The organism is Mesobacillus subterraneus, assembly GCF_023715485.1.
Classification (GTDB): Bacteria; Bacillota; Bacilli; order Bacillales; family Cytobacillaceae; genus Mesobacillus; species Mesobacillus subterraneus_B.
In genome coordinates, this window is record NZ_JAMBOF010000010.1 from 60,712 (window position 1) to 85,225 (window position 24,514).

Below are 24,514 nucleotides of genomic sequence, written 5' to 3' on the forward strand. Positions count from 1 at the left end.
GGTTAATTTATACAATTTAATATCAATTCCCTCTAACAAATTAAAAGGCATGCAGGTATTGATCCTGCATGCCTTCTAGAACTGATTTATTTAGTAATATTATAAAATTCTATCGCTCATTTATGCATAATGACATACACAAGGTACATCATTTTCTTCAACTAACTTTTTAGCAATATCAGAGTCTTTGTCCAACTCTTTTCTATATTCATGTAAGGTAAATGGTTTTCCACTTCTTTTCAGAATCGTAACATCACCTAATTGCTCTCTTAATCTATTTTCCATTTCTTCTTGTTCAATATAAACACTAGGCCAAGTTTCATATAAATGTTTATAATGATTAAACCCACCTCTAACACATCGTCCACCACAATTTGCGTGTGAGAATCCCAAATGATACATTTCTGGAAGTTTAATATCCCAATCTTTTGTAATTATTTTCTTTATTTCATCATCTGATATATTACTTTCGTAAAGTGGGAATACTGTCTTTACTGGTTGCTCCTCTCCATCACGAGGAAGTAGGAAATGATTATATAATGCCTCGATCCCTTCACGTCTGCGTTTCTCGTGTTTACCAATTCCAAAGTAAAGTATTGGTTCAAATCCATTATCACGTAGGTCTTCTAGATAAATCATTGTTTGGTGCACTTTTAAATCCGATGAGCATTTTGCAAGTCTTGAGTTCCCAAGAAAACGTGTTTCTTCAAAGACCTCCTCTGGTGTTCTCCCATCTCTAACAGTCTTAATATCTATTCCGATTTTTTCAGCTACTTCTACCATGAAACGTTTATTGTCTTTATGTTCCCAAAGTGTATCAGTAAAAAATAATTGCGATTTTTCTTCACCGTGTTTTTGTACCATTAAATACGCTACATATGCACTTGCAGCACCACCGCTAAACATGGCAATATACATCGGTTCTCTACCATACATTCCAATCATCCTTTTTATTTGTTTTCTTCATAGTAATCTACCAATAACTTATATAATAAAGCAGTAATTTCTTCTTTTGGCAGTTTTCTTGCCATTAACTCAAGATCTGTTTTTACATTAGAATAAATAATATTACCCTTAGGAGATAGTTCTCTTTTTGGAATTGCTAGGGTCTTTGAATTAACTTTAACTTCATGATATTCATCTTTTAGGCTTTCAATATTTATTTCCAAGAGTGATTTGACTGTTTTAAAGAATACTTCACTTGTCGCATCAGACCAATCGTCTCTGCTTACACCCACCAATTCGCTTGACAATTTATTTATCCAGTTATTTTTATCTGTTGATAAGATCAAGTTAAATAACTTATTATCAACTTTTAATAACTCATTTTGATTTAGGATGTAATCAAATAACTCTTCAAAGGAATTAGTATTTGTTAATTCAAAGACTGTCTTTTCTATTTGTTTTTTGTGATTTTGTGAGTACTCTTCACACTCTTGCTTAATTTTGTTTACCATTTCTACATTTAGGTTTAAGTTTAATAGTTCCTTTAATGCAGTATCTGGTTCAAACTCGCCCTTAGTAATAAGTTTTTTAAAAAGCACAGCTTTGGTTGATAGTTTGTTTGTTTTTTGAGCTATCTTTGGCAGGCTGTTAAGCCATCTTAATAGCATTCTGTTTAATCGGACACTAGGATGATAAGAGGAATCTAACTCCGCTCTATAGGACTCAAAACATACATCAATTACGTCTATTATACTTTTATACTTATTATCTAATTTTTGATGACTAAAAGTATAATTCTCTGGTTTATCTAACATTCTGTCATATAAAATGTCACCATTTACATCATTAATAAATGAACCGTCCTTATGGTAAAACATTATATATTTCCATTCATTTTTCAAGATAGCAGTCAATAATACAGGAATAATCGGTTCTCTAATACCAAAATCTTGTCCTTTAAAGATTTTTATTAAAGATAAAAAATTCCCACTTTCAGATTTTATCTCTTTCATTAATTTTTGACGTAATAATGTTATTTCTTCACTTTCATTTTGAGCATTAATACTATTATTTTTAATAATAGATGCATATATTAACTTTGCAGGCCCATTAAATTTATAATCACTCTCACCACTAATAATAGCGTCTATGACTTCTTTAGCGCCATTTAATTGTTGTTTTGAAATATTCCTTCTATTAAAGGACTCATTATTTATTATTGGAGTAAATCCATAATACTTAGATGCAATCAGCGATAACTGTTCACTTAGAGCTATTTTACTTTTGACACTGATGTTAGTTCCTTCGTGAATCCAGAAAGACCCTTTGTATTGTAATATTGGCGCAAGATGCTGCCTTAATTTAAGAATTTTATTTTCTCTAATCTTTAGCAACTCTTCTTCAACAATTGGATCTTCATTCAATAAATATTTATCCTCTAATAGTTTCTCAACTGACGATAATTCTAAAATTTCCTCTTTAAAATTATTGAAAGGCTTCTTCGGTAAAGCGTATATTATTCTCGAATGACCTTTGCTAAGTTTAACAATGAGACTTCTTATTTTTTCAATATCTGCATCCTTCTCAGGTATAACATACAAAATTTTAAAGTCTGATTTAGAATCTTTATTAATATGTTGTAATTCTGATTCAGATAGATCATTTGCAAATATAGGCTTTATTGCTGCAAACCTAATCATATTTTTTTCATCATTATATCTTTTGGGATAAGCATATTTTGTATCTAAGACCTTATTAATAATGCTTATACTATCAAGTTTATTAATACCTAAGAGATTTTTATCTTTTATTTTCACATTTAAATCAATAGAACTGCCTTCAAATACTTCCCAATTATCATCGAATAATCTGTACCTTAGAAGCTTTTTATTCTCAAGTATTTCAATTATTTCATTGACCTTAATTAACTTCCAATTAAGTGCAAACGATATAAAATCCTTTGTTAGTTTTCTTTTACTACCTATATTTGCAATATCCCACAGTGTGAAGAGCTTTAGTATCTGTAATTCACTATGTGAAGAAGCTGAATCCTCTACTCTTTTTTTCACCCTCAAATATTTTAGGTATGATTTCCCAATTAAGGAATCACTCATAAATTCTTGAAATGCTGGTTCAAAATAATCAAATAAACTACTTACAAAATACCATGTTTTTTCTGTGTGAAAGTAATTTGCCAGTCCACCCTTTTCATTACTCTCTAAGAAAGTAAATAAAGTCCTTTCATTTTGAGCTACAGCATTAGCTAAACGCGGAAGGGTAAATAGTGTAACTGGATGTAAAGGAAAGGAATTTTCGACAACAATTGTCTTCATCTCTCTTCCGTTTAATTCTGGAAATAAATCATATTTTATTATTTCATTTTCAAACTTATATTCTTGACTTAAATTATTCCTATAACCCGATGTAACTTGACTAGCAAGTCTAATAAACGTAGCAGGATCACTTTGAGTATGATAGATCTTAAAGCGTCCCTGGATTCTTTTAAATTCATTTTGCAAATCTTCCCCATAACTAAGGAAATACTGATTTAAATTTCTATGAGTTATTAATAGAATATGAAAGTTTGCACTTCGATGATGGTCAGCTACTTCAGCTATCTCTTGAATGTCTTGCATGGCTTCAACTGTTTCATATTTATCTAAACTTTGAAGAAACCTTCCAAATTCATCATATACTAAATATATTCCTAAGTTCTTTTTATCGAGTTCATCTAAGACATTTGTTAAATGCTCAGTTATGTCAAGATTATAAGAATGGCTTAACTCCGCACCTGCTGTTAGTGATGGATATATCTTTTTAAACCAATCAATTGTCTCAGCTTCATATTCATTTATATCTTGAATAAAACTTTCTATAGTCCAATTATTTTTATTTAAATAATTCTCAAACAGAACAAAAGTGTCATGAAATTGATTTTCCCATAATAAGATTTTATTTTTAATTTCATCAACATAAGAAGGTATGGAGAAATCATATCCATACTTACTAATTGACTTGTGTATTGAAGAAATTATTGCTTCACGAAAGTTCCCTTGATTTCCATTTATCACTACTGGTATATATGTTTTATCTAATTTCCTTACTTGATTTAATAAAAGCCCAACAGTTTCCTCTTTAATAGTTACTTTATCAAATTTACTTATTAGTTCAATGAAGGTATCCTGTTCAATATTTTTTGATACTACATTTGCTATTAATGTGCCAACCATAGACTTTCCTGAACCATATGAACCAATTAATATATGTGACTTGTTTCCTTTATCTAGAAACCCCTCTAACAAGCCTGTTAGACTCTCTGAATGAGTAGGAGTTGGAATATATCTCTCTGCTATCCATTCATTACCTAAATCGAGCTTTATATTAACACTTGATTTGAACTTATTCTTTGTAATTATCATCTTAATGCCCTTTCTTTTCTAATATACTCTTCTTTTAAAAATGCAATAGGATCTACAAGAGTAACTCTAACTAAGTCCAATCTATTCGTTCTGTCAAATACTAGCGGATACTTGGAAGTATTTACAAGTTGTTCAATTGCCCTAACAATCTCACTTCTTTGTAAATTAAATACCTTCCCCCATAGATTTTTATTAGTTTCAATTTCATCAATCGAAATTTCTGATTGTCCATATTTCAATAGTACGTACATTAATGCTGTTAAACCAATATCATCAAATTTAGGATTTTTCTTAAATATTCTTCCGTCCACTTCTTCTATTAGATTCAATACAGTAAGAGGACTTTGAATAACTTCTTCGGGATCATCTGATTTGTTTTTTGTATAATACTGCCTAACTAAACAATCAAGGTCCCGTTCTAATGTATCAGTTGAATTTTTCGAATTGTAATTCTTATTTATCCATGTTATAAGGTCGTTCAGTGCTTCTTCTTTACCAAAAGATTTTTTTTCATATTCATTAAAAAACCAATACCAAGTTGTTGAAGGCTCATCATTATCCACAATGTGGTAGTGAATGATACTTACAGTATCATTCAACTCTATATAAGGATCATATTCATTAAAAATTTGTCCAAAAGGTGAAATAGTATGAATTACTTTATTATCACTATTCCGTTTGTTAGTTTCACAGATATCTGTTGCTTCAATCCAATGTTTTAACGATTTCACCATATTGGTTCCTAACCCAATTAATTCTGATGCGTTTTTCTCATAAAAAAATCTATTATTATCTAATTGCTGTATAGCTTTTCTTAACCAATATGTTCTTAGATAAAAACTTTGATGCTGTCCAAAACCCAATTTTATTCTCCCCTTTATTTCTGGAGAGCTCTCTCCAGAATAACTACTTACTCATTCTAACATAGAAACTTAATAAATTCAGTTAACAACTTGAAATTATATCCATAAATATTCTCCTTTTATGTCTTCAAGTTTTCATAAAAACCAATAATTATGGGCAAAGGAGACATAGAGCCGTTTCTTTCGTATCATTCGATAATCGAAATATCAATTCAACTAGTGAAATTCTTTCTGCTAAAAGAGCCTTATCCCTTTAAGGATAAGGCTCTAATATGTATGGTAGTTTAATCTTCACAACAGCTTCACAGTGCGTAGAGTTTATATACATTAGAATACTGATTAATAATTATTTCCTTCACAATATGCCTTCAAATATATATCTTTTAATGCCTTCCTAGCCGCCCTTCTCCCACTCCGCCGATCAGTACCAATCCCAATAAAATCCTTAAACGGCGGTTCCTCCTGGCAAATCGTCACAACTACTTTATAATGATCCTGATACTTAATGATCTCCATTTCAATCTCATCATTGTACTCATTGATAAACCGGGATACCCTTCGATCAATATAGTCAGTAGTATTCATAGGATCCTCCATTTGGGTTAGTCGTTTTTTGAATTATTTTTGTTCTGACTATATACCGCTTTAATCTCCTCTACTTCTTTTGAAGCTTCTAACAAATATTGTGCGTTTGCTTCATATTTTTCTATTTCCTTTATGAATTCAGAAGGCTTAATGTCTAATGCAATGGCTAATTTGATGATTGTTTCTAATGTTGGGCTTTGTAAATTTCTTTCTAAATTGCTTATGTATTTTCGGTTTAATTTGCTGTAGTCTGCTAGATCTTCTTGTGATTGTAGTTTTTGCTTACGTAGTTTTCTCAATGGTTCGCCAATCAGAATGGTCAATTTCTCTTCCAAGGGTCATACTCCTTTTTATGACCATTAGATACCTCTGGAAAAAGATTGACCACGCACGATAATGACCATTTGTTTCCTATCCAACTTTTTAAAATCCATACAAAAAAAGCGCCAGTCTATGAACTGCCGCTCGTACTATTTTACTTTTTACAAATTAAAGAAATCGAATTCTCATGCCAGGTAATCCATTTAGTGTGGTGAATAAAGTGGATATTTCTTCTTACCACTCAGAAAATGAGAAAAATGCAACGAAATGATATTAACAATAAATAAATATTTTACTTATATGAATTACAAAAAGAATTACCATACAAATAAAACTGGTAGGACTTTATTTTCTTCCTTACATGTAAGAGTATTTACTATTAGAATTCAAATAAGTTTAATGGTTTTTTCTAGCTAATTTTTATCAAGCATAACTTCAATACTTTGCTTTACCTCTATTTGTGCAGTTCAACGATTTTCCCATTTTCAAAGTTTCGGGTACACGACGGTCCCATCTTCTTCGATGATTGGCATGGCGCCCCACTTCCCCAATTCATGAGGGACAATCCCAGGATTCCCCTTGGAATCGGGTATGAGATGGAGCACATCCCATCCATTTGCCTGCAGCCAGTTGCTGATGAGAAGACGGTGGCATCTTGCCGGATGATGTTCTGAACACATATAGACGAGATTGCTTTCTTTAGCCTGTTCCTTGAGCTGTTCCAAAGCATACTGGAAATCTTCCGTCAGTGTATAATCCGCATAGTTATGAAACGAGCGGTTGTTCCATCCTTCATTCAACTGCTCGCCTATCTGTCCCGACATTTTCCTTCTCCCGCCAAGACCAGGAAAATGGCGATAATGAATTCCCGCTTCCTTCAACCACTGGGCCATGTTTTCTTTTTTAAAATGTGAATTATTCCGACTTGCAGGAAATGCCCGGACATCCGCCACAAAGCTAATTTCAGCTTCTCCCAACAACGTTAAAAATTGTTCTTTTGAATGGTTGTAATGTCCAATCGTATAGACCTTCAAAATCATCTCTCCCTTAAAATAAAGAGTCTGTTAAATTAGACTGTTGATTTCCATATCTTGGCTCTCGTTTTCCGAGGGGTGACCAAGCTCAAGTGCCCTCCGCTACATTCAAAAGGAGCTAGAAAGCAACCTTTTTAACATAGCCAAAACAAAATAGACGTCGATCTTAAATTACCCACCTTTCATGAAAATGAATCAATGGAAGCGCAGGGACATACCCTTTGCTTCGATAATATAAAAGTGCCTTAGTCCATTTCGGATCAAGGCACCTGAATTTTTATTTACTTCATCCATTTCAACTACTAAAATCCATGTACATCCATTCAAAAGCCGATTCAAATGAGATGGACTTTGGCTGCTCTTGTATCTGAAAGATTTTACTTTACGCTCTTAACAAGCTCTCTGATGGCATTCAGTTTGGAAGACAGCTCCAAGAACCAGTCTTCATCTCCCGTAGCAAGTGCAAGATCGATTAGATGATAAATTTGTTCCTTATTTTTCACATTCGAATTAGGCAGTTTTTTAACCATATTGTTCAAGATCGGAATGGTTTTGCCTACCAATTCGTCATGATCGCTTGAAGTGACGGTTATCTTTGTTATTTCTTCGGATAGATCAAAGGATTCAACATAACCGATGATTAGTTCCCCATCGTGTGATATTGCCTTAATCCAGTCGCCGACCTTTATGATTGCATTATTATTGGACATACTATTCACCTCTTTATTAAATAACCTCTAAACTGTAACTTTATTTATTACATTTAAATCATGAAGAAAACCGGACTCTTTTAGTTATTCTTCTTTATTGATTAGATCGATAATCTCTTTTAAGGAATAGTCCTTTAAATATTCCCCTAAATGGTCTTCAGCCCCCAGGAAAATGGCAAATAGGACCCTTTGCATATTCGCCCCTACGACACATTGCTCATTTGATTCTGGACACTTTGGCTGCAATGCTCCTTCAGAGGTTAATTTATAGATATCCCAAAGGTTGACTTCACTGAGATCAATTGCAAAAATAAATCCCCCACCAGTACCTTCTTTTGATTTTATGAATCCATGTTTTTTTAATAAACTCAACACTTTGCGAATTCGGACCGGGTGGACACCTGCACTCTCTGAAATTGCTTCGCTAGTAGACATTCGGTCCGGCTGCAGTGCAAGATAAGTTAAACTGTGAATGGCGAGTGTAAAGTCACTGTTCATAACCTGGCTCCCAACATGAGGATATTTTTTATCCCTTTTTCTACTGTAATACTATATGTTACAGATTGGCTTGTCAAACCTTTCGTTTCCATTCAATTGCTTAACGGCACTATGTCCGCCACTGTTTCTCTACTTGCTCTTCAGCCAGACGTTTGATTTGGTCCCATGACATTTCGCTTTTTATAATCACATTGGTTTGATAATTTTTACCTTTATAATGAACGGTTAGGAATACCTCTCTCATCTTTTCCCTCCTCCTTTCTGTTTTTAAGATAAGTTCGCTTTGTTTTCCCACTCGATGACAGGATAAGTCCGAAGCCTGCGTGGCAGAAAACGGCGAATTTCTTCATCGTTATACCCAACCTGCAGCCTTTTATGATCCACGATGATTGGACGACGCAGCATTAGCGGGTTTTCAATGATCAATTCATATAATTCTTTGAGCGGGAGTGAATCGATATCCACATTTAATTGCTGATAGGTTTTAGAGTTCGTTGATATAATTTCCTCCGTACCATCTTCTGTAAGACGAAGAATCGATTTGATCTCCTCCGCTGTAAGTGGCTCAGATATTATATTTCTTTCAACATATTCAATTTGATGCTCTTCAAGCCACGCCCTTGCTTTTCGGCAAGAAGTACAGCTTGGTGTACTATACAAAGTAACCATGATCAACAACTCCTCAGAAGGTTTTTAATCCGAAACTGTAATAAAAAAAATTACATTTTAGTTAAAAAATATAAAACTTGCCCTATATTATATGCTGACTACACCGTACTGTAATATTAATATTTACAGTTCGAGAAGTCAACTACAATTTTCAAAAGGGTTTGTGGATATGGGGACGTACCCTAAGCTACTATTAACATTGTTCACTAGATCCCCCAGGCTATTAAAGAGTCTATGATACTCGTCCGTTTCCTCATTACCTAATGTAATATAGTCACTATAGTCTTTTTCTGTTTTATTTTGAGCGAAACCAATATAACTTCTATATCCAAAATACATTTCTTCTTGCATTAAAAGAATGACTCTACTTTAAAACCTTTAGATAACTATTAATAATTTGGAGCTCGTATTGATAACAGCAATTGTTTCACGCACAATTTTATAAAGACAAACAAAAAAACGACAGTATATAGTAACTGCCGTTTTCCGTTTTATTAAGCTAAAAAATATAAAATCAAGGCAACAATGTTAAAACCGCAAAAAAGTGCATAATCGATCCTGCCAATACAAACAAATGCCAAATAGCATGATGGTAATGGAACCCTCTCCATACATAAAAAATCGCTCCAACTGTGTACAAGACTCCCCCAATCACCAGGAAAATCAGTCCTTGTGAGGATACATTCTGCGTCAGTGGTCCCCAGGCGAAGACTATCAGCCAGCCCATTATGACATATAACACTGTGGATGTATTCAGGAAGCGTTTGACGAACAGGGATTTGAATATAGTTCCTGCGATGGAAAGGCCCCAGACGATTCCGAATAGAGTCCATCCTAATGTTCCTTTTACGGCGATAAATAGGAATGGTGTATAGGTGCCGGCAATGAAGAAATAGATGGATGAGTGGTCCATGATTTCAAAAAAGTCCTTTGCTTTGCCGGGTGGGAAGCTGTGGACGAGGGTTGAAGATGTGTATAGCAGTACCATGGTAACACCAAACAAGGTGAAACTCACGACATGCCAGGCTGTTCCGTATAGGGAAGCGAAAACGATCAGAACGACGAGGGCTGCGATGCTTAATAATCCCCCGATTCCGTGGATAATCGCGTTTGCAATTTCCTCTCTCTTCGTAAATATATGTACATTGGCCATACTGTTGACTCCTTTGCTCTATATGACAAACGGTCTGTCTGAACCGTTTCTTCTATTATAGTAGAACATTAGTATACCACTTATGACTTTAATAACTGAAATGAAAAAGGAGCGGAAGTTTCCCGCTCCTTTCTTATTCTCTATTTTCGGTTACCTTTTAGATTTACTCCAATAGCTGCGCCATTTCTGCTTGAGTCGGCGACTCCCTTAAAAGTACCGTTTTCAAGGTCGATTAGGATGCTTTGGACATTGCCGATAATCGTCGGGCTAGATCCAAATTTATGTCCCATGGCATTCAGTTCGTTTAGCGTATCCGCGCTGATGCCATCTTCATACCGATAGGAATTAAGATTGTTGGTGTATATTCTTGGCTCCTCAACTGCTTCCTTGAGCTCCATATCATACTCGATGGCATGGATGATGGTTTGCAGCACGGAGGTAATGATCGTCGGGCCACCCGGTGAGCCAACCGTCAAGACTGGTTCGCCGTTTTCAAAAACGATCGTCGGTGTCATGCTGCTCAACGGGCGTTTGTTTGGCTGAACTTCATTGGCTCCGCCAGGTACTGCGTCAAAGTCAGTCAATTCATTGTTCAGCATGAAGCCATAACCAGGCACCATGATGCCAGTTCCAAACACCTGTTCGATTGTTGTTGTGTATGAGACAACATTTCCCCATTTGTCCGCCACAGTAAAGTGAGTTGTTTCTCCATATTTCTTGTCATCTGGCTGGCTTGTTGGTGTAAAGTTCGCCTCAGCATTTTCGTATTTCCAAGGGTCACCTGCTGTTGGAGTCTGATTGACAGTATCCATGCTGATCAGCTTCTGGCGCTCCTTGATGTAATCAGGGTGGAGCAATCCATCCACAGGAACATTGACAAATTCAGGATCTCCAGCGTATGCCGCGCGGTCAGCATAGGCAAGATGCATGGCTTCTGCAAGAAGATGAAGTTTTTCTACAGAGTCGACATCATATTGGGACAGGTTGAAACCGTCCAGTATTTTCAGCATTTGCAGCAGGAAGACACCGCCTGAGCTTGGTGGAGGCATGCTGGCAATTTCGTAGCCTTGATAGTCTCCCCAAATCGGCTCATCTACTGTTACATCATACTTTGCCAGATCATCAGGAGTCATCGATCCCCCGAAATTCTGGACCACATCTGCAACAGCATCTGCTATTTCTCCTTTATAAAGTGCATCAGCTCCGTTTGCACGGATCAGCTTGAAGGTTTTAGCCAGGTCGTCCTGTACCAGGACATCTCCCTCTTGAAGCGGCTTCCCGTCTGGCACAAAAACCTCACCAGCTGCTGATCTTGATAACTTGTCCTGATTATCGGCAATCGCGTCTGCCAGGACTGAATCAATTGGGAAACCCTTGTCCGCTAGCTTAATAGATGGACCGATCAGCTGCTGCAGTGGACGTGTCCCCCACATTTCAAGTGCTGTCTCGAGCCCTTTTAACGTTCCCGGCACTCCTACTGCCTTACCTCCGGTTGAACGTTCTGAAAAAGGAATCGGGTTACCGTTTTCATCCAGGAACATGTCTGGCGTCGCGCCCTCAGGAGCACGCTCACGGCTGTTCACGATTGTGGTTTCCTTTGTATTTCCGTCATAAACCATCATGAAACCACCGCCGCCGATCCCCGACATCATCGGCTCTACTACGTTAAGCGCAAACTGGATGGCAACGGAAGCATCAATCGCGTTTCCGCCCTTGCGAAGAACCTCAGCACCAATCTCTGATGCAAGTGGATGGGCCGTCGCAACCATTCCATCCTTGCCCACATCCACCTGGCTGTACTGGTCGTAGCTGAATTGCGGTTTTTTAGCCAATCCTGCTGCAGGCATTGTGCCGGCCATTAACAGAACACTGAGCAAAGCAAACAGCCCGGTACGTAAGAAGTATTTCATATAAAGCCCTCCTGTTCATTTGATTTCAATATTATGGTAGGGGAAAAAGAAGAGTAATAGCAAACATTAAACAGAATTTTCTTAATTTTGAATCTATAATCCTAGTTATTTTTTCCAAAGAGGTAAATAAGGCACTGGAACGAATAGGACAAAAGCATGGTGGTGTCTGATAAACCTGATAGATTCAAAGAGAATGGAGCAGAGCATTGTAGCACCCTGTAGAGAATCAAGATTCATCTACCCTATCCGACACAAAAAAGAAGCAAAGGATCTTTTCACCCCTGCTTCCAGTCAATCATAATATTATTTATCCTACCTTCTTCGCCCTCTCCAAACACCCATTTGAAAAATAAGCGCTGAATAAACTATGAAAATCGAAAGGGAGATCATTACCTTCTGATGGTTAGTCCAGATCTCTAGAATTGTTTTTTGAAGATTACCTTTAATATGGAGATAATAGATGTACACCATTAATATGGATAGAGAGAGAGCGAATACAAAGCGGATGATCCGTAAAAAAGTGATATCTCCAGAAAAGGATTTGCGATATCTTCTTCCCTTATTGGAAAGCCCTGTCTCAGCCATCAGCCACACCCCTTTTTTCGGATTTACAAAGTCATATGCTTTTAATATTCTTCCCTTTGAGCCAATTCCCTTTGATTTTCAAACTAAATTCACGTTTGTAGCGTCCTATTTTTCATAATATAATGAAGAAAACCATTTAAAGGGAGTATGTACCTTGGGCAAACATAAAATCTACACAATGAGTTTCGCAAGTGTCTATCCTCATTATGTGAAGAAGGCGGAAAGAAAAGGACGAACGAAAGCAGAAGTGGATGAAATCATCACTTGGCTGACAGGGTATAGCCAGGAACAGTTAGAAGCACTACTGGAAAAACAGACAGACTTTGAGACCTTTTTTGCAGAAGCTCCCCAACTGAATCCTTCAAGGGCTTTAATCAAGGGTGTGGTTTGCGGTGTCCGAGTGGAAGACATTGAAGAACCAACTATGAGGGAAATTCGCTACTTGGATAAGCTGATAGATGAGTTGGCAAAGGGAAAAGCGTTAGAGAAGATTTTGAGGAAATAAGAATGAAAAAAAGCCGCACTGACTCCATTTAAAAAGGGCAGTGTTTTTTTATTACGTCAACAAACTAACATAATCCAATAATCATAGAGATTTACAAAACACTCCTGGATTAACAATTAAGGAAATAATTCTTTTAAATTCATCCGACGAAAAAAAGAAGCAGAGGGTGCAAGCTTAACCCTCAAACCTCCTTTATTCACCAAGCATTTCCTTCTTATAACAACGAACCAATCCCTCTCATCCCTTCACTGAGGAAATGATTAGGTTCAACTGTTTTGAATTTCGGTAATACTTTTTCCGCCTAAAAAGGCATGTCCTGTCGTCAGTGTCATGACCGTTTCAAATCCATAGCGGATATAGACCTTTTCAACTCTTTCATTAATAGGAAAAACCCATAGGTTTTCAAAGCCCTGTTTGTATACCTGTTGTTGAATATGTTGAATGATATAGCCAATTAATCCTTTTCCTCGGTATTCCTCTAATGTAGCTACACTCTCCATTCGCGCTTGTCTGCCGTGAGAAAAAATACAGGCAGTGCAACAGGCGACCCCATTGTACCTTAACAAAAAGTGTTGATATGCAGGATGTTCAAACTCTTCCTTCAAAGCTTTTTCTCGAACTTCACGGCCGCCAATCTCTTTGATGCTGCATTCGATTTCTAAAGCTTCTTGATAGTTTGCTTCTGTAACTTCTTCGATTGAAATAGCATCATTTCTTTCCAGGTTCATCACTTTTTGATCCCATAATTGTACAGGACTTGGCAATTCCTCATATCCAAACCCTTTTGATTTAAATTCACTTAGCAGAGCAGGTTGTTCATCTGGGCTGTATACGTAGAATCTCGGAATTATGTTCTTTGCCTGATAAAAGGAAATTACTTCAGCAACAACTTGTTCCGGATCAGCAACTGGTTTGCTAATATGAGCATGATTTGCATCATAATAGACTGGCTGACTTTCATTTAAAAATAGAAAACCCCACGCCCTGTCATGACGAGTAGTAAAGGTAGCAAGGTAAGCAAAATCCAATTCAAATATTTTATCTAACATGTAACTCATCCCCCTCAGTCAGTTGTCTTAAAAACACAAGATAACCAAGATACCCTTCACTGATTTTAGCATAAATATCCAAGTTCATGAGACATAAATACTAATAGGAAGACATAACAATTGTCATTTCGTCATCTTGGAGGCGATCAATTTATGTTAGTATATTAATAGAAAAAAATTCCTTTAATGGCAATGGCCATAAAAGAATTTAACATGAGAATAGATGGGAGCAGCACTTTTTCAAAGGAGGGCTTTGTATACAACACTTAAGAAAAAATGGATTACTAATAGTTTTAGCAAGTCTATTTTTTTCAGGTATGATTTTATTATCATACAGGCTGTTTGTTTGGGGATTATTACCAATCGTATTCTTACTTTTCATCTACGCTTTAATTCCTAAATATCGTTCGACGGTTTCGTTGTTTATGTTCTTTTTATTAGGAACATTTTTATTTCAAGTCGTAACCGATTATTTTAATGATAGGGACATACCTAATATGATGAAAATCATAATAAACAGAAGTTCACTCCTGTTTATAATTGGTGGACTACTGCTTTCACTTTTGTTATCCAAGCAAAAAGTAATTTTTTTTGCAGAATTACCAGATTGGCAGAAACGGATAGTGCTGCCATTTCATACGATTAAGTTACCATATTTTTTATTTTTCGGACTGATGGGCTCTACTACAATCTTTATCCCTTTGATGTTCATTGAAGATCTTAGCTATATAAAATCAATCGTAATATACGGTATTTTATTCTCCATCATAAACGCTTTACTGGAAGAGTTGCTTTGGAGAGGGTTAATGTTATCAAGTTTAAAAAGAAGTGTTTCTACCCTATATGCCGTTCTCATTACCAGCATTGGATTCGGTCTATTGCATCTATCGATAGGAATTCCTGTGATAATGAGCTTACTGTTTTCTTTAGGGGGACTTTTCTACTCATTTGTAGTTATCAAGACTAAAAGCATATACCCAGCCATAGTCTTTCATTTTATTATCAATTTAGGTATGGTTTCTAACGGATGGATTTTTTAACCTATTCCCAAAAATTAAAAAAGCATCTTACAAAATAAAAGCTCAGAGCTATAAAAATAAGTAGTTCGGATACTGTGGAGAAAATGTAAAAAAAATATACCAAATTACATTGTAATTCTTGTCCTAAATATCTGGTGAAATAACTATAAAATTAACACGCTAAAAGGCTTGGATAATTTAATCCAAGCCCTTTTTAATGAATTTCTTCTATGAACTGTTGTACTTCTTTTGGTGATTTTAATACAATGATTTTCTTATCAGTAGATAATTGTTTAAGTCTATTTAGGATTTCTGGTCTCTTCGTTTTAGGGTAGTTCCATATCCATTTGAAGAAATCTAAATCAAATCTTTCTTCGCAACCTTCTGCCATATCCGGTCTTGTTTTATTTCGATACTGTAACATTCTTTTAAATGCACGATATATACATATGGTTCTATGAATATCTAGAAAAATAACAGTATCTGCTGCGTTTAGTCTTATATCCATCGTTCCCCCATAGTTCCCATCAATAATCCATTCTTCTTTTTTCACTAAATCATTCTGGACTTTTCTTTGTTCATCTTTAGGGACACCCTCCCAATTAGGTTTCCAAAATAACGCATCGAGATGATATACATCTATTTCTAATTTATCACCTAATTTTCTTGCTAATGTAGATTTTCCTGACCCACCTGAACCAATTAGTATTATTTTTTTCATATTATCCCCTTTAGTACATCCATACTCACTAGGATCTATATTAACATAAAATTACAATTATCTTTTTGTTTTATAAAAATCAAGATAGTAAAATAGCACCATAAATAACCTTGTAAATAACACATTGACAATGGCTGTTGTCAACGTGTTATTTGGGTTGCGATTTATTAGTGTAATTAAAATGCTATTATCTAATAAACATTGATATATGAAGAAAAAGTAATAGACCAAATCATATGCGATTTGGTCTGCTAATTAGTATGCTATTTCGTATGTTTCTCCACAGAAACGGAACTACTTACTATAAAAAACCTGAGCTTTTTTGCATATTTTTATTGCCTGATTTAACCTGTGACTTCCACTCTTATTTAAGTTGTAATTTAAAGTTTTCTATGCAATTGCATATTCATTCTTTATTTTCACTGAACGGAGGGCATCATGAGGACCACATATTTTCACATATTAATCCTGAGTCCAGCTAACCATATACTCTGTCAAACTGTTTGGGAGCTCCAGGCCAGGGTCTGCGATTTTCCATCTGCCCTTGATATCCAGTTCAGCGCACGCTAACTCAAACTGAGCCATCGCGATGCCAATATCGAGTATTTGCATATCATATCCTAGGCTTTTACTATAATTCGGGGTATGTTCAATATAGAAATGGCACTTTTGCCGATCTTCTGACAACACTAATCTCCATGGCTGTTTATTTGATGCAGAAGGTCCGAGCCTCACCATCTCGATGGGAATCTCTAATTGTGCGGCATTCGCCTTTTCAAGCGGTTTTGCAAAACTTCCGTCATAAAATAACTGATCCCAAGGTTTTTTATTATCGGCTTTCACGACATACCTTAGTGCTTTATCAAATACCCTTTGCTTTTGTTGAGGATAGCCCGATGGCGTGATACATGGAATAAATTCTCCTTCTGCAAGCTGAAGTTCCCTTTCAAAGGAATTCCGGCTGAAGGTGCCGCCCATCCAGCATGTTCCAAGCCTAAGCTCTGTCAAATAAATCACCAGCTTATGAAATGTATAAGCGAATTCCAGCAATGAGTATTTCTTGTTTTCACACAGTCCGACGAGATAAACCTGGGGATTTTTAATAAATCCATAAGTTCCAAGCTTGATTCCTTTTTCTGATATATTGTTCGTAACCTGAACAAGCTCAATTCTGCCTTTATTGCCAAAAGGTCCGATCAAATTTTCTTCAGCTGTTATGTATTCTATGATCCTTTGGTAATCAGATTCAGAAAGCTTTTTTGTATCATACGCTCTGATCGATTGACGATTTTTCATCGTTTCAATAGCCGATTTATTCATACTCATTAAGCACCTCTTTCTACGATATCTCAGTCAATGAAAAATAAAATGAATGCTCGGAGCAGCTCTTTTTATCCTTATGTTCTCATGATCAACAACATTGAACTCCGGATTGGATTTTGAAGTTTTTTTAAACTTAAAAGGACACTCCCATTTCCAAAATTGCGAATAAAAAATACGGCAGTTGTGCAACTGCCGATGATGTTGTTTTAATACTATTGAAATTTACTATTTTCACTGATTACTGCGGATTGCTAAGGATTGCTTGCTGCACCGTACCATACGTATTTAATTTAGAGAAGTCAATTCCTGCATTGATTACATTGATGGCTAAATCAGGTCGAATGCCTGTTAACATCGTTTTAATACCAATCAACCGAAGAACTTTATTTACGTTAAAAATCCTTGAGGCGACTTCTGCATCGATTGTTGCGATTCCTGAGAAATCGATGATCAGATGCTTGATTTTCAGTTCACTGATTTTCGGGATCACATGGTTCATAATATGGTCGCTTCGATCGAAGTCGAATTCTCCGATTAGCGGGAGAATGGCCATTCCGTTTTGAAGCGGGACAACCGGGGATGAAAGCTCGGTAATGATTTTTTGATTTATTTTATTCTTTTCGTTTGCTAATCTCTCGCGGTCTATCATCGATTCTGTGATGCTTAGATCTAGCAAGTAACTGATTCGATTATTTACATAGACTACTTCTTCTGTTGACAGACCTTCCCTCATCGTGACTTTGGTAAGCATTTCGATTAATTGAAGTCGGGTTTGTGCATATGGTTTTAAAATTTTAGAGATTTCTTCAAAATTGAATTGATAATTTTTTTGATTGGCTGTTTGCTGCCTGTGCCACTCGATAAACTTTTCTGCAACGTCCTCGTTCGACAGATTTAATGTCTCACCGAGGAATGTCAAAAATCCTATGTTCGTCTTAACTGACTGTTCGATAATTTCTGCAGGCAGTTCTATTTCAAGCTTCTTTACATTATAATCAACGATCTCTTTGCTGATTGCTTCAGCGTTGTTAGATAAATATAGTGAAAATCTCTCAATCGGATTCACTGTTTCAGCCCCTATTAAATTTTATGTCGAAAAATTCCGTTAATAGATTATATCATGTTTCATTACTATTAATACAATAATAATATTTTAGTCGCTGAACATCAAAATTAAGGTTCAAATTCCATTCTCTTGTTTGAAGGACAACCATTCTGAGGGTAAAATGAATATAATAAAGACATGAATGAGGAGAACGTTATGTCTAAATTTAAAAAACAGCATCAGGAAAATGACCGCTGGAATCACAAGTATGAAAGGCTTGATCTCAAGAAGCTTCTTACAATTCTGCGGGAAAACCGGCGGAAAATCAAAAATAATCAGCAGCTTTATTATGATCCGCAGCAGGATGAGTCGGATATAAAGGAATATTATCGCAGTGCTCAGGATTTTGATTTAACCGGCCTGGCCCTCTTTTATAAATTCCAAACCCTTGTTTTCCGAACCCATAAAAATCAACTCCCCTACTTCTTAAGCAAGGATCTATATTTATACACCTGGGTCGATCTGTATCCGGATGGTTCGGCGAAGAGTATTTACTCGAGTGAAAAAAAGGATCCGGAATCGTTGATTATCGAGGATAACGATACACTGAGGAAGAAGTATGATGAATTTAGGCGACGGTCCAGAACGATTCAGGTGAATGGTTTTGATTCAATAAAAGAATTGAAGGTATTTGAGGACCATTTCAAAATGAACACAGAGCATATTGTCCCTCAATCGTGGTTCGATGGTGCCGAGCCGATGAAGGGTGACCTGCATCATCTGTTCGTCTGCGACCCAGATTGCAATATCTCTCGTTCGAACTATCCATTTGTCGACTTTGATTTTTATAATCCGGAATCGGAAGATGAACCAATCCAAAATAATTGCGGTGTCAGCACGAGCTTCCAGTTCGAACCTGAGCACGGCAAAGGCGCCTCAGCACGGGCAATGCTTTATTTTTTCCTGAGATATCCTAAGATGGTGAAAAATGAATTCAAAATGAAGGTGAATATCCCGCTGCTGGTCCGGTGGAATGAGGAATTCCCGCCTACGCTTTACGAAAAGCACCGCAATCAGGCCATTTACTACATCCAGGGAAACCGCAACCCGTTTATTGATTTTCCAGAGCTGGCTGAGAAAATTGAATTTCCATGGTGATATGAGAAGGGCCGAACCAGCAATTAGCTGCTTTAGCCTTTTTTATTTACGAATTAGGTTAAGCCACGATTTGATTACCGGCTCTCCATAGCGAAGCCGAATATTTTTCCTAGATTTTTTTTCATTGTTCAAATAAAAAACAAGCCAACTACCATTTAATGTAGTTGGCTTGAAGATTATATTTATTCAAAAAGAGGACTTACTGCTTTTTCATTATGAATACGATCAATTGCATCCACAAGCAATGGTGCAATTGATAATGTTGTAATTTTATTTATCATTTTCTCTTCTGGCAGCTCAATTGAATTAGTCACGACCAATTCTTTGATTGCTGATCCTTCTATTCTACTGATGGCTGCTCCGGAAAGTACAGGGTGAGTGCAGCATGCATACACAGCTTTTGCACCTTTTTCCATTAATGCATTAGCTGCTAAAGTTATTGTGCCGGCGGTATCGATCATATCATCAATCAGAATAGCATTTTTCCCTTCAATGTTACCGACGATATTCATAACTTCTACCACATTCGGCTGAGGACGGCGTTTATCGATTAATGCGATAGGTGCATGTAAACGGCTCGCCAATTTTCTTGCTCTTACTACCCCGCCATTATCTGGGGCAACAACCACGATATCCTCTAACCCTTTATTCTCGAAGTATTGAGAAAGGATCGGAACACCTACTAATTGGTCAACTGGTATGTCGAAAAAACCTTGTATTTGCGGAGCGTGAAGGTCAATTGTAAGAACTCTGTTCGCTCCAGCGGTTACTAGAAGGTTTGCTACTAGTTTTGCAGTAATCGGTTCCCTGGAACGTGCTTTTCGGTCTTGTCTTGCATATCCGTAGTAAGGAATTACGACATTAATTGTTTTTGCTGAAGCTCTTTTCAATGCATCGATCATGATGAGAAGCTCCATAATATGTTCATTGCCGGGCTGTGAAGTCGACTGAACCAAATAAACATCACTTCCGCGAACACTTTCTTCTATATTAATTTGAATTTCACCATCACTAAATCGAGTTACAGAGCTTTTCCCTAACTCGCATCCTAAAAGTGATGCCATTTCTGCTGCTAATTTAGGATTAGAATTCAACGTAAACATTTTAAAACGATTTGATAATTGATAAGCCAAAGTAAGTCCTCCAACCGATATGATATGTACCCAATAACATTAATAGTTTACCATAACTACCGAAAGCGGTTGCTATCCATTTTAATACATTTAATTTTTTCCAAGGCTAATACACCTGCTTATTTTCGCTATTTACAGGTGTATTGCCTGCTGAAAAGACTTTAATTATTTCATTCAAGTCCTGGAAATTTGATATTTACAGTGTGTTTTACAAAGCTCTGAGGACAAGTTTAAAGGTGTAACTTGAATATCCTTAAAAATTTATAAAAACCACTTTAATGTAATAAACCGATCCCGTTTTATTCAAATTTTTTACGGAACGCAAGGTTTTTCCCTATAATAATAAGCAGGTGTCCCCAACCAATAATCGTCGAAAAGAGGTATGGACTGTGCAGGTTTTTGAAACGGAGCGTTTGACTGTCCGCTGGCTGGATGTTAGTGATCAGGACTTTATTTTACGATTGCTGAATGAACCGGGTTGGCTTAAGTATATTGGTGATAAGGGAGTTCGGTCGCTTGAGGATGCAGAGAATTATATCCTGTCCGGCCCGAGGAGAATGTACGAGCGGCTGGGGTTCGGGCTTTTTGTAGCTGAAATCAAAGAAACTAGATTACCGATTGGTTTATGCGGATTGATCAAACGGGATGGGCTTGAGGATGTGGATATTGGCTTTGCCTTCCTTGAAGCGCATCAATCAAAGGGATATGCGTATGAGGCTGCGAAAGGAACGATGGAATATGCCAGGAAATTGGGTATGAACCGAATCGTTGCTATCACCACAAAAGATAATGCTTCTTCCTCAAAACTGCTAGAGAAGCTAGGAATGCTGCTTGCAGGGTATGTGACTCTTCCAAATGACACGGAAGAACTGAAGCTGTATGGTATTGATTTGTAAGATTGAAAAAAGGCACAACTCCACAAGGTAGCAGGTTCTGTTTTGAACTATAAAATGACATTTAACAGGGGAATTAACTATTGAATTAGCACCAAATTTCCAAGCATGTTGTAAAAAAGATTATCACAAAAAATGCTCAAACCTTATAAGGTTTGAGCATTTTTTTATTCTTCTCTCTTTTTCATCTAAAGGACCCGTTACTTGAATAAAAAAATAGGCTAGCCAAAATAACTATCCTCAACTTACATACCCGTCAACTTAACAAGCCTTTGTTCTAACTCATCTTTTTGACGCAAGTGATGACGAAAATGCATGCCAACCAAGTCATACCATTCCCTTCCATTCAGCCATCCAAACCCTCCATGCTCGACTTTATAATTTGGGTTTATATTATCCACTTTCGATTCCCATTGACATAACCTTAGAATTACTTGATCCATTCTGGTGATAAGATCGTCCTTGCCATCTGAATTATTAGGTGGAGTATTTAGTTCATCCGGTAATTTAATTTTAATTGGTGGAAACCCTCCAATCTTATATAAATGCTGACCAAACTTCGTTTTACCAAGGGTCTGTTCATCATTTAAGGTGGAACATGTTTCCATATTATCTAGATACTCATGGGCAACAAGGATTAAATGGTCATACATTTGCCCAATAGACCAAACCGCTTCTTCAGATTTATATCTTAGCTGTTCCAAAGAGTAATCTTGAAGCTCGTTTTTGTAGGTCTTAATTAGTTTAAGTTCGCTCAATTTAATTCCTCCATTATATTGATTAACTCAAATCTAATAATTTTACATTTTTGTATATGTAACTAATTATTCAATTTTCGATTACAAATACCTTCTTCAACTCCCTGCACCTTTAGTTAAACAAGTTCAAAAGGGGCATCAATCCCTTCTTGGATCAAAGCCCTCGTAAATGAAGTAAGAAAAGCATCTATTTTCTAATTAAACTTTTTCAAATTCACCTCGAACTACACGACTCATATCAATAACTTTAATCATCTCAGTATATAATTCTTGAATTCGATGATCAGAGTCGACTTTCTCCATAACGATTTTGTGATGATGTTTATTAGTGAACGAAGAAACTGAGCACATCAAAGTTTCATTTTCTTGCAGTTCAACCGATGACTCCATCCCTTTATAACCATACATAGCATCAATAAAAGTGCTTTGGTAAGTATCATCTTCAATCGCACCATATTCCTTGTAAATAATAGATGCCTTTTTATTAATTTCTATAAAACGATCCTTTTTCTGTTTCAAGACTGGATATAAATATAATACATTGTACATAAAATTCTCCTTTGTTTTAATTCATTAACTGCTTAATGAATTAGCACTTTATTCTTCAACCTGCTTCGTTTGTTCAATAGGGGTTGAATCAAATATGGCATTAGACTTTGATGTAATCTCCATCTTTTCCTCTGCTCCACACCCAATCTACCATTAAAATGGCGGAATTAACGTTTGTTTTTATCTATTTTAAAAGGCCAAATCGCAAATGATTTGGCCTTTTGTTCGTTGGTTTATCGCCTTCTGATTCGCTTCCGCAAGAACGATGGAATATCAAGCGAGTCGTCTGGCTGCTGGGTACCCCGCTCGTAATTCGCGGGCTCTTCGTAGGCAGGCGGCTTGCTGTAATTGCCGGATTGGCCCGACTGGCTGTAGTTTTGGGCTAGGCCGTAATTATCGGATTCTGCATGGGCAACACGATCTCGCGGTCTCGATTGAGACTGGTATTGCTCACGGGAATTGGCAATCATGTCTCCAGGACGGCGCGAGATGTTCGTTGGCGGAGCTTCCTCCTCATCATGATCGAAGCCGGTCGCAATCACGGTCACCATGATTTCATTTTTCAGGTTTTCATTGATGACCGATCCAAAAATCATGTTAAGCTGATCATCTGTAGCAGCCGCCACAATATCGGCCGCTTCCTGGACTTCATACAAACTTAGGTTCAAGCCGCCTGTGATGTTCATCAGCACTCCTTTCGCACCATTGATGCTTGTTTCAAGCAACGGTGAGGAGATGGCCTTTTTGGCAGCTTCGGCAGCGCGATCCTCGCCTGAAGCGACTCCGATGCCCATAAGCGCCGTCCCTTTGTTGGACATGATCGTTTTCACGTCAGCAAAGTCCAGGTTAATCAAGCCTGGCACGGCGATCAAGTCGGAAATTCCCTGGACACCCTGCCTGAGCACATTGTCCGCCTCACGGAAGGCTTCAATCATTGGCGTTTTCTTGTCGACGATTGCCAGCAATCGTTCGTTTGGAATGATAATTAAGGTATTAACGGCCTTCTTCATCTCTTCAATTCCGGCTGCCGCATTTTGTGCCCGCTTGCGGCCTTCAAAAGTGAACGGACGAGTCACCACTCCAATTGTAAGTGCGCCAAGTTCGCGTGCGATATGGGCAATCTCCGGTGCAGCTCCTGTCCCAGTTCCGCCGCCCATTCCGGCCGTTACGAACACCATGTCCGCACCTTCCAGGGCATCCCTGATCTGCTTCCTGCTTTCCTCGACAGCCTTTCTGCCGATTTCAGGATTGGCACCCGCCCCCAAGCCCCTGGTCAGCGAACCGCCGATTTGCATCGTTACCTCGGCTTTTGACATGTTGAGAGCTTGCGCATCTGTATTAACGGAAATGAACTCTACGCCCTGCACGCCGTCCTCAATCATCCTGTTCACGGCATTATTTCCGCCACCGCCAACCCCGATTACTTTTATAGTGGCAAATTGATCGATATTGGTTTCAAATTCTAGCATATATAGTCCCCCAAATTAGATTCTGATATTGCCCCCTATTTTTCTCTATACCTATAACATTCTCCATCGGCTTGGAATTTCTGTCTTTTCCTGCGATTTGTTAAAGAACTGTAATTTTACAGTAATAAAGTGTCATTCTTGGCGGGAGTGATGCACAAGGCTCTCGGCAGGAGTTTACAAATATGAATCTGACGAAATAA

25 protein-coding genes are annotated in these 24,514 nt (G+C 37.1%); 4 read left to right on the forward strand and 21 right to left on the reverse strand.

The annotated features are described in order from the left end of the window. Nucleotides 1-120: 120 nt before the first annotated feature. From M3204_RS15460 to M3204_RS15520, 13 genes are all read right to left on the reverse strand, one after another. Nucleotides 121-936: a phosphoadenosine phosphosulfate reductase family protein gene (locus M3204_RS15460; protein ID WP_251483338.1), complete on the reverse strand. Its 816-nt coding sequence runs from the start codon at nucleotides 934-936 to the stop codon at nucleotides 121-123. 14 nt (nucleotides 937-950) lie between these two features. Further along, entirely contained in the window at nucleotides 951-4,364 is a 3,414-nt protein-coding gene (locus M3204_RS15465; protein ID WP_251483339.1) for a hypothetical protein, read from the reverse strand. Further along, nucleotides 4,361-5,227, reverse strand: coding sequence for a DUF4007 family protein (locus tag M3204_RS15470; protein ID WP_251483340.1), 867 nt, complete (start codon nucleotides 5,225-5,227; stop codon nucleotides 4,361-4,363). The genes M3204_RS15465 and M3204_RS15470 overlap by 4 nt, the downstream gene beginning before the upstream one ends. 339 nt (nucleotides 5,228-5,566) lie before the next feature. Beyond that, nucleotides 5,567-5,812, reverse strand: coding sequence for a hypothetical protein (locus M3204_RS15475; RefSeq protein ID WP_251483341.1), 246 nt, complete (start codon nucleotides 5,810-5,812; stop codon nucleotides 5,567-5,569). Nucleotides 5,813-5,829: 17 nt separating this feature from the next. Continuing rightward, nucleotides 5,830-6,147 carry a helix-turn-helix domain-containing protein gene (locus M3204_RS15480; RefSeq protein ID WP_251483342.1) on the reverse strand — a complete coding sequence of 106 codons (318 nt, stop codon included), beginning with the start codon at nucleotides 6,145-6,147 and terminating at the stop codon, nucleotides 5,830-5,832. A gap of 471 nt (nucleotides 6,148-6,618) precedes the next feature. Continuing rightward, a complete protein-coding gene (locus tag M3204_RS15485) occupies nucleotides 6,619-7,173 on the reverse strand; it encodes a DUF488 domain-containing protein (protein ID WP_353056047.1) in 555 nt (184 codons plus the stop codon). Nucleotides 7,174-7,544: 371 nt separating this feature from the next. Then, nucleotides 7,545-7,877: an IDEAL domain-containing protein gene (locus M3204_RS15490; RefSeq protein ID WP_251483344.1), complete on the reverse strand. Its 333-nt coding sequence runs from the start codon at nucleotides 7,875-7,877 to the stop codon at nucleotides 7,545-7,547. An 84-nt stretch (nucleotides 7,878-7,961) separates the two neighbouring features. Continuing rightward, nucleotides 7,962-8,375 (reverse strand): RrF2 family transcriptional regulator, encoded by a 414-nt coding sequence (locus M3204_RS15495; RefSeq protein WP_251483345.1) that lies wholly within the window; start codon nucleotides 8,373-8,375, stop codon nucleotides 7,962-7,964. Between the two features lie 109 nt (nucleotides 8,376-8,484). Then, nucleotides 8,485-8,619: a BA3454 family stress response protein gene (locus M3204_RS15500; RefSeq protein WP_251483346.1), complete on the reverse strand. Its 135-nt coding sequence runs from the start codon at nucleotides 8,617-8,619 to the stop codon at nucleotides 8,485-8,487. A 23-nt stretch (nucleotides 8,620-8,642) separates the two neighbouring features. Beyond that, nucleotides 8,643-9,044 (reverse strand): transcriptional regulator SpxA, encoded by a 402-nt coding sequence (spxA, locus tag M3204_RS15505; RefSeq protein WP_251483347.1) that lies wholly within the window; start codon nucleotides 9,042-9,044, stop codon nucleotides 8,643-8,645. Nucleotides 9,045-9,558: 514 nt separating this feature from the next. Continuing rightward, complete coding sequence (gene trhA, locus M3204_RS15510) at nucleotides 9,559-10,197, reverse strand: PAQR family membrane homeostasis protein TrhA (protein ID WP_251483348.1); 639 nt, start codon at nucleotides 10,195-10,197, stop codon at nucleotides 9,559-9,561. A 140-nt stretch (nucleotides 10,198-10,337) separates the two neighbouring features. Beyond that, nucleotides 10,338-12,107, reverse strand: coding sequence for a gamma-glutamyltransferase (gene ggt, locus M3204_RS15515; protein ID WP_251483349.1), 1,770 nt, complete (start codon nucleotides 12,105-12,107; stop codon nucleotides 10,338-10,340). Between the two features lie 312 nt (nucleotides 12,108-12,419). Continuing rightward, entirely contained in the window at nucleotides 12,420-12,692 is a 273-nt protein-coding gene (locus tag M3204_RS15520) for a hypothetical protein (RefSeq protein WP_251483351.1), read from the reverse strand. Between the two features lie 154 nt (nucleotides 12,693-12,846). On the opposite strand from M3204_RS15520, the gene M3204_RS15525 reads away from it, so the two are divergent. After that, nucleotides 12,847-13,197: a DUF2200 domain-containing protein gene (locus tag M3204_RS15525; protein WP_251483352.1), complete on the forward strand. Its 351-nt coding sequence runs from the start codon at nucleotides 12,847-12,849 to the stop codon at nucleotides 13,195-13,197. Between the two features lie 266 nt (nucleotides 13,198-13,463). Here the strand turns inward: M3204_RS15525 and M3204_RS15530 are convergent, their stop codons facing one another. Further along, entirely contained in the window at nucleotides 13,464-14,246 is a 783-nt protein-coding gene (locus tag M3204_RS15530; protein WP_251483353.1) for a GNAT family N-acetyltransferase, read from the reverse strand. Nucleotides 14,247-14,743: 497 nt separating this feature from the next. Here M3204_RS15530 and M3204_RS15535 point away from each other — a divergent pair, with 497 nt between their 5' ends. Then, entirely contained in the window at nucleotides 14,744-15,286 is a 543-nt protein-coding gene (locus M3204_RS15535; RefSeq protein WP_251483354.1) for a CPBP family intramembrane glutamic endopeptidase, read from the forward strand. A 193-nt stretch (nucleotides 15,287-15,479) separates the two neighbouring features. On the opposite strand, the gene M3204_RS15540 is transcribed toward M3204_RS15535, so the two are convergent. The 3 genes from M3204_RS15540 to M3204_RS23890 all read right to left on the reverse strand — a co-directional run bounded on the left by M3204_RS15540 (nucleotide 15,480) and on the right by M3204_RS23890 (nucleotide 18,375). Then, the gene (locus M3204_RS15540; RefSeq protein ID WP_251483355.1) at nucleotides 15,480-15,986 is read right to left on the reverse strand and encodes a DNA topology modulation protein; all 507 of its coding nucleotides are present in this window, start codon (nucleotides 15,984-15,986) and stop codon (nucleotides 15,480-15,482) included. Nucleotides 15,987-16,448: 462 nt separating this feature from the next. Next, a complete protein-coding gene (locus M3204_RS15545) occupies nucleotides 16,449-17,312 on the reverse strand; it encodes a nitroreductase family protein (RefSeq protein ID WP_251483356.1) in 864 nt (287 codons plus the stop codon). A 235-nt stretch (nucleotides 17,313-17,547) separates the two neighbouring features. Next, nucleotides 17,548-18,375, reverse strand: coding sequence for an STAS domain-containing protein (locus M3204_RS23890; RefSeq protein WP_251483357.1), 828 nt, complete (start codon nucleotides 18,373-18,375; stop codon nucleotides 17,548-17,550). Between the two features lie 195 nt (nucleotides 18,376-18,570). Between M3204_RS23890 and M3204_RS15555 the strand changes: the two genes are divergently transcribed. After that, nucleotides 18,571-19,512, forward strand: coding sequence for an endonuclease I family protein (locus tag M3204_RS15555; protein WP_251483358.1), 942 nt, complete (start codon nucleotides 18,571-18,573; stop codon nucleotides 19,510-19,512). Nucleotides 19,513-19,694: 182 nt separating this feature from the next. Here the strand turns inward: M3204_RS15555 and M3204_RS15560 are convergent, their stop codons facing one another. Beyond that, complete coding sequence (locus tag M3204_RS15560) at nucleotides 19,695-20,645, reverse strand: ribose-phosphate diphosphokinase (RefSeq protein WP_285856988.1); 951 nt, start codon at nucleotides 20,643-20,645, stop codon at nucleotides 19,695-19,697. 389 nt (nucleotides 20,646-21,034) lie between these two features. Between M3204_RS15560 and M3204_RS15565 the strand changes: the two genes are divergently transcribed. Further along, on the forward strand, nucleotides 21,035-21,541 hold the full coding sequence (locus tag M3204_RS15565) for a GNAT family N-acetyltransferase (RefSeq protein WP_251483359.1): 507 nt from the start codon (nucleotides 21,035-21,037) through the stop codon (nucleotides 21,539-21,541). 242 nt (nucleotides 21,542-21,783) lie between these two features. Here M3204_RS15565 and M3204_RS15570 read toward each other — a convergent pair whose 3' ends face one another. From M3204_RS15570 to ftsZ, 3 genes are all read right to left on the reverse strand, one after another. Then, nucleotides 21,784-22,296, reverse strand: a complete 513-nt coding sequence (locus tag M3204_RS15570) for a DinB family protein (protein ID WP_251483360.1) — start codon at nucleotides 22,294-22,296, stop codon at nucleotides 21,784-21,786. A 198-nt stretch (nucleotides 22,297-22,494) separates the two neighbouring features. Beyond that, nucleotides 22,495-22,845 carry a DUF1428 family protein gene (locus tag M3204_RS15575; protein WP_251483362.1) on the reverse strand — a complete coding sequence of 117 codons (351 nt, stop codon included), beginning with the start codon at nucleotides 22,843-22,845 and terminating at the stop codon, nucleotides 22,495-22,497. Nucleotides 22,846-23,078: 233 nt separating this feature from the next. Next, nucleotides 23,079-24,314: a cell division protein FtsZ gene (gene ftsZ, locus M3204_RS15580; RefSeq protein ID WP_251483364.1), complete on the reverse strand. Its 1,236-nt coding sequence runs from the start codon at nucleotides 24,312-24,314 to the stop codon at nucleotides 23,079-23,081. Nucleotides 24,315-24,514: the final 200 nt, after the last annotated feature.

What these genes read in the sequence shown, in the direction of transcription:
- trhA (WP_251483348.1), bottom strand. Translation starts at nt 10,197, where the DNA reads ATGGCCAATGTACATATATTTACGAAGAGAGAGGAAATTGCAAACGCG.
- M3204_RS15490 (WP_251483344.1), bottom strand. Translation starts at nt 7,877, where the DNA reads ATGTCCAATAATAATGCAATCATAAAGGTCGGCGACTGGATTAAGGCA.
- M3204_RS15460 (WP_251483338.1), bottom strand. Translation starts at nt 936, where the DNA reads ATGTATGGTAGAGAACCGATGTATATTGCCATGTTTAGCGGTGGTGCT.
- M3204_RS15540 (WP_251483355.1), bottom strand. Translation starts at nt 15,986, where the DNA reads ATGAAAAAAATAATACTAATTGGTTCAGGTGGGTCAGGAAAATCTACA.
- M3204_RS15575 (WP_251483362.1), bottom strand. Translation starts at nt 22,845, where the DNA reads ATGTACAATGTATTATATTTATATCCAGTCTTGAAACAGAAAAAGGAT.
- ggt (WP_251483349.1), bottom strand. Translation starts at nt 12,107, where the DNA reads ATGAAATACTTCTTACGTACCGGGCTGTTTGCTTTGCTCAGTGTTCTG.
- M3204_RS15555 (WP_251483358.1), top strand. Translation starts at nt 18,571, where the DNA reads ATGTCTAAATTTAAAAAACAGCATCAGGAAAATGACCGCTGGAATCAC.
- M3204_RS15500 (WP_251483346.1), bottom strand. Translation starts at nt 8,619, where the DNA reads ATGAGAGAGGTATTCCTAACCGTTCATTATAAAGGTAAAAATTATCAA.
- spxA (WP_251483347.1), bottom strand. Translation starts at nt 9,044, where the DNA reads ATGGTTACTTTGTATAGTACACCAAGCTGTACTTCTTGCCGAAAAGCA.
- M3204_RS15530 (WP_251483353.1), bottom strand. Translation starts at nt 14,246, where the DNA reads ATGTTAGATAAAATATTTGAATTGGATTTTGCTTACCTTGCTACCTTT.
- M3204_RS15485 (WP_353056047.1), bottom strand. Translation starts at nt 7,173, where the DNA reads ATGATTTTGAAGGTCTATACGATTGGACATTACAACCATTCAAAAGAA.
- M3204_RS15495 (WP_251483345.1), bottom strand. Translation starts at nt 8,375, where the DNA reads ATGAACAGTGACTTTACACTCGCCATTCACAGTTTAACTTATCTTGCA.
- M3204_RS15545 (WP_251483356.1), bottom strand. Translation starts at nt 17,312, where the DNA reads ATGAGTATGAATAAATCGGCTATTGAAACGATGAAAAATCGTCAATCG.
- M3204_RS15475 (WP_251483341.1), bottom strand. Translation starts at nt 5,812, where the DNA reads ATGAATACTACTGACTATATTGATCGAAGGGTATCCCGGTTTATCAAT.
- M3204_RS15465 (WP_251483339.1), bottom strand. Translation starts at nt 4,364, where the DNA reads ATGATAATTACAAAGAATAAGTTCAAATCAAGTGTTAATATAAAGCTC.
- M3204_RS15520 (WP_251483351.1), bottom strand. Translation starts at nt 12,692, where the DNA reads ATGGCTGAGACAGGGCTTTCCAATAAGGGAAGAAGATATCGCAAATCC.
- M3204_RS15535 (WP_251483354.1), top strand. Translation starts at nt 14,744, where the DNA reads ATGATGAAAATCATAATAAACAGAAGTTCACTCCTGTTTATAATTGGT.
- ftsZ (WP_251483364.1), bottom strand. Translation starts at nt 24,314, where the DNA reads ATGCTAGAATTTGAAACCAATATCGATCAATTTGCCACTATAAAAGTA.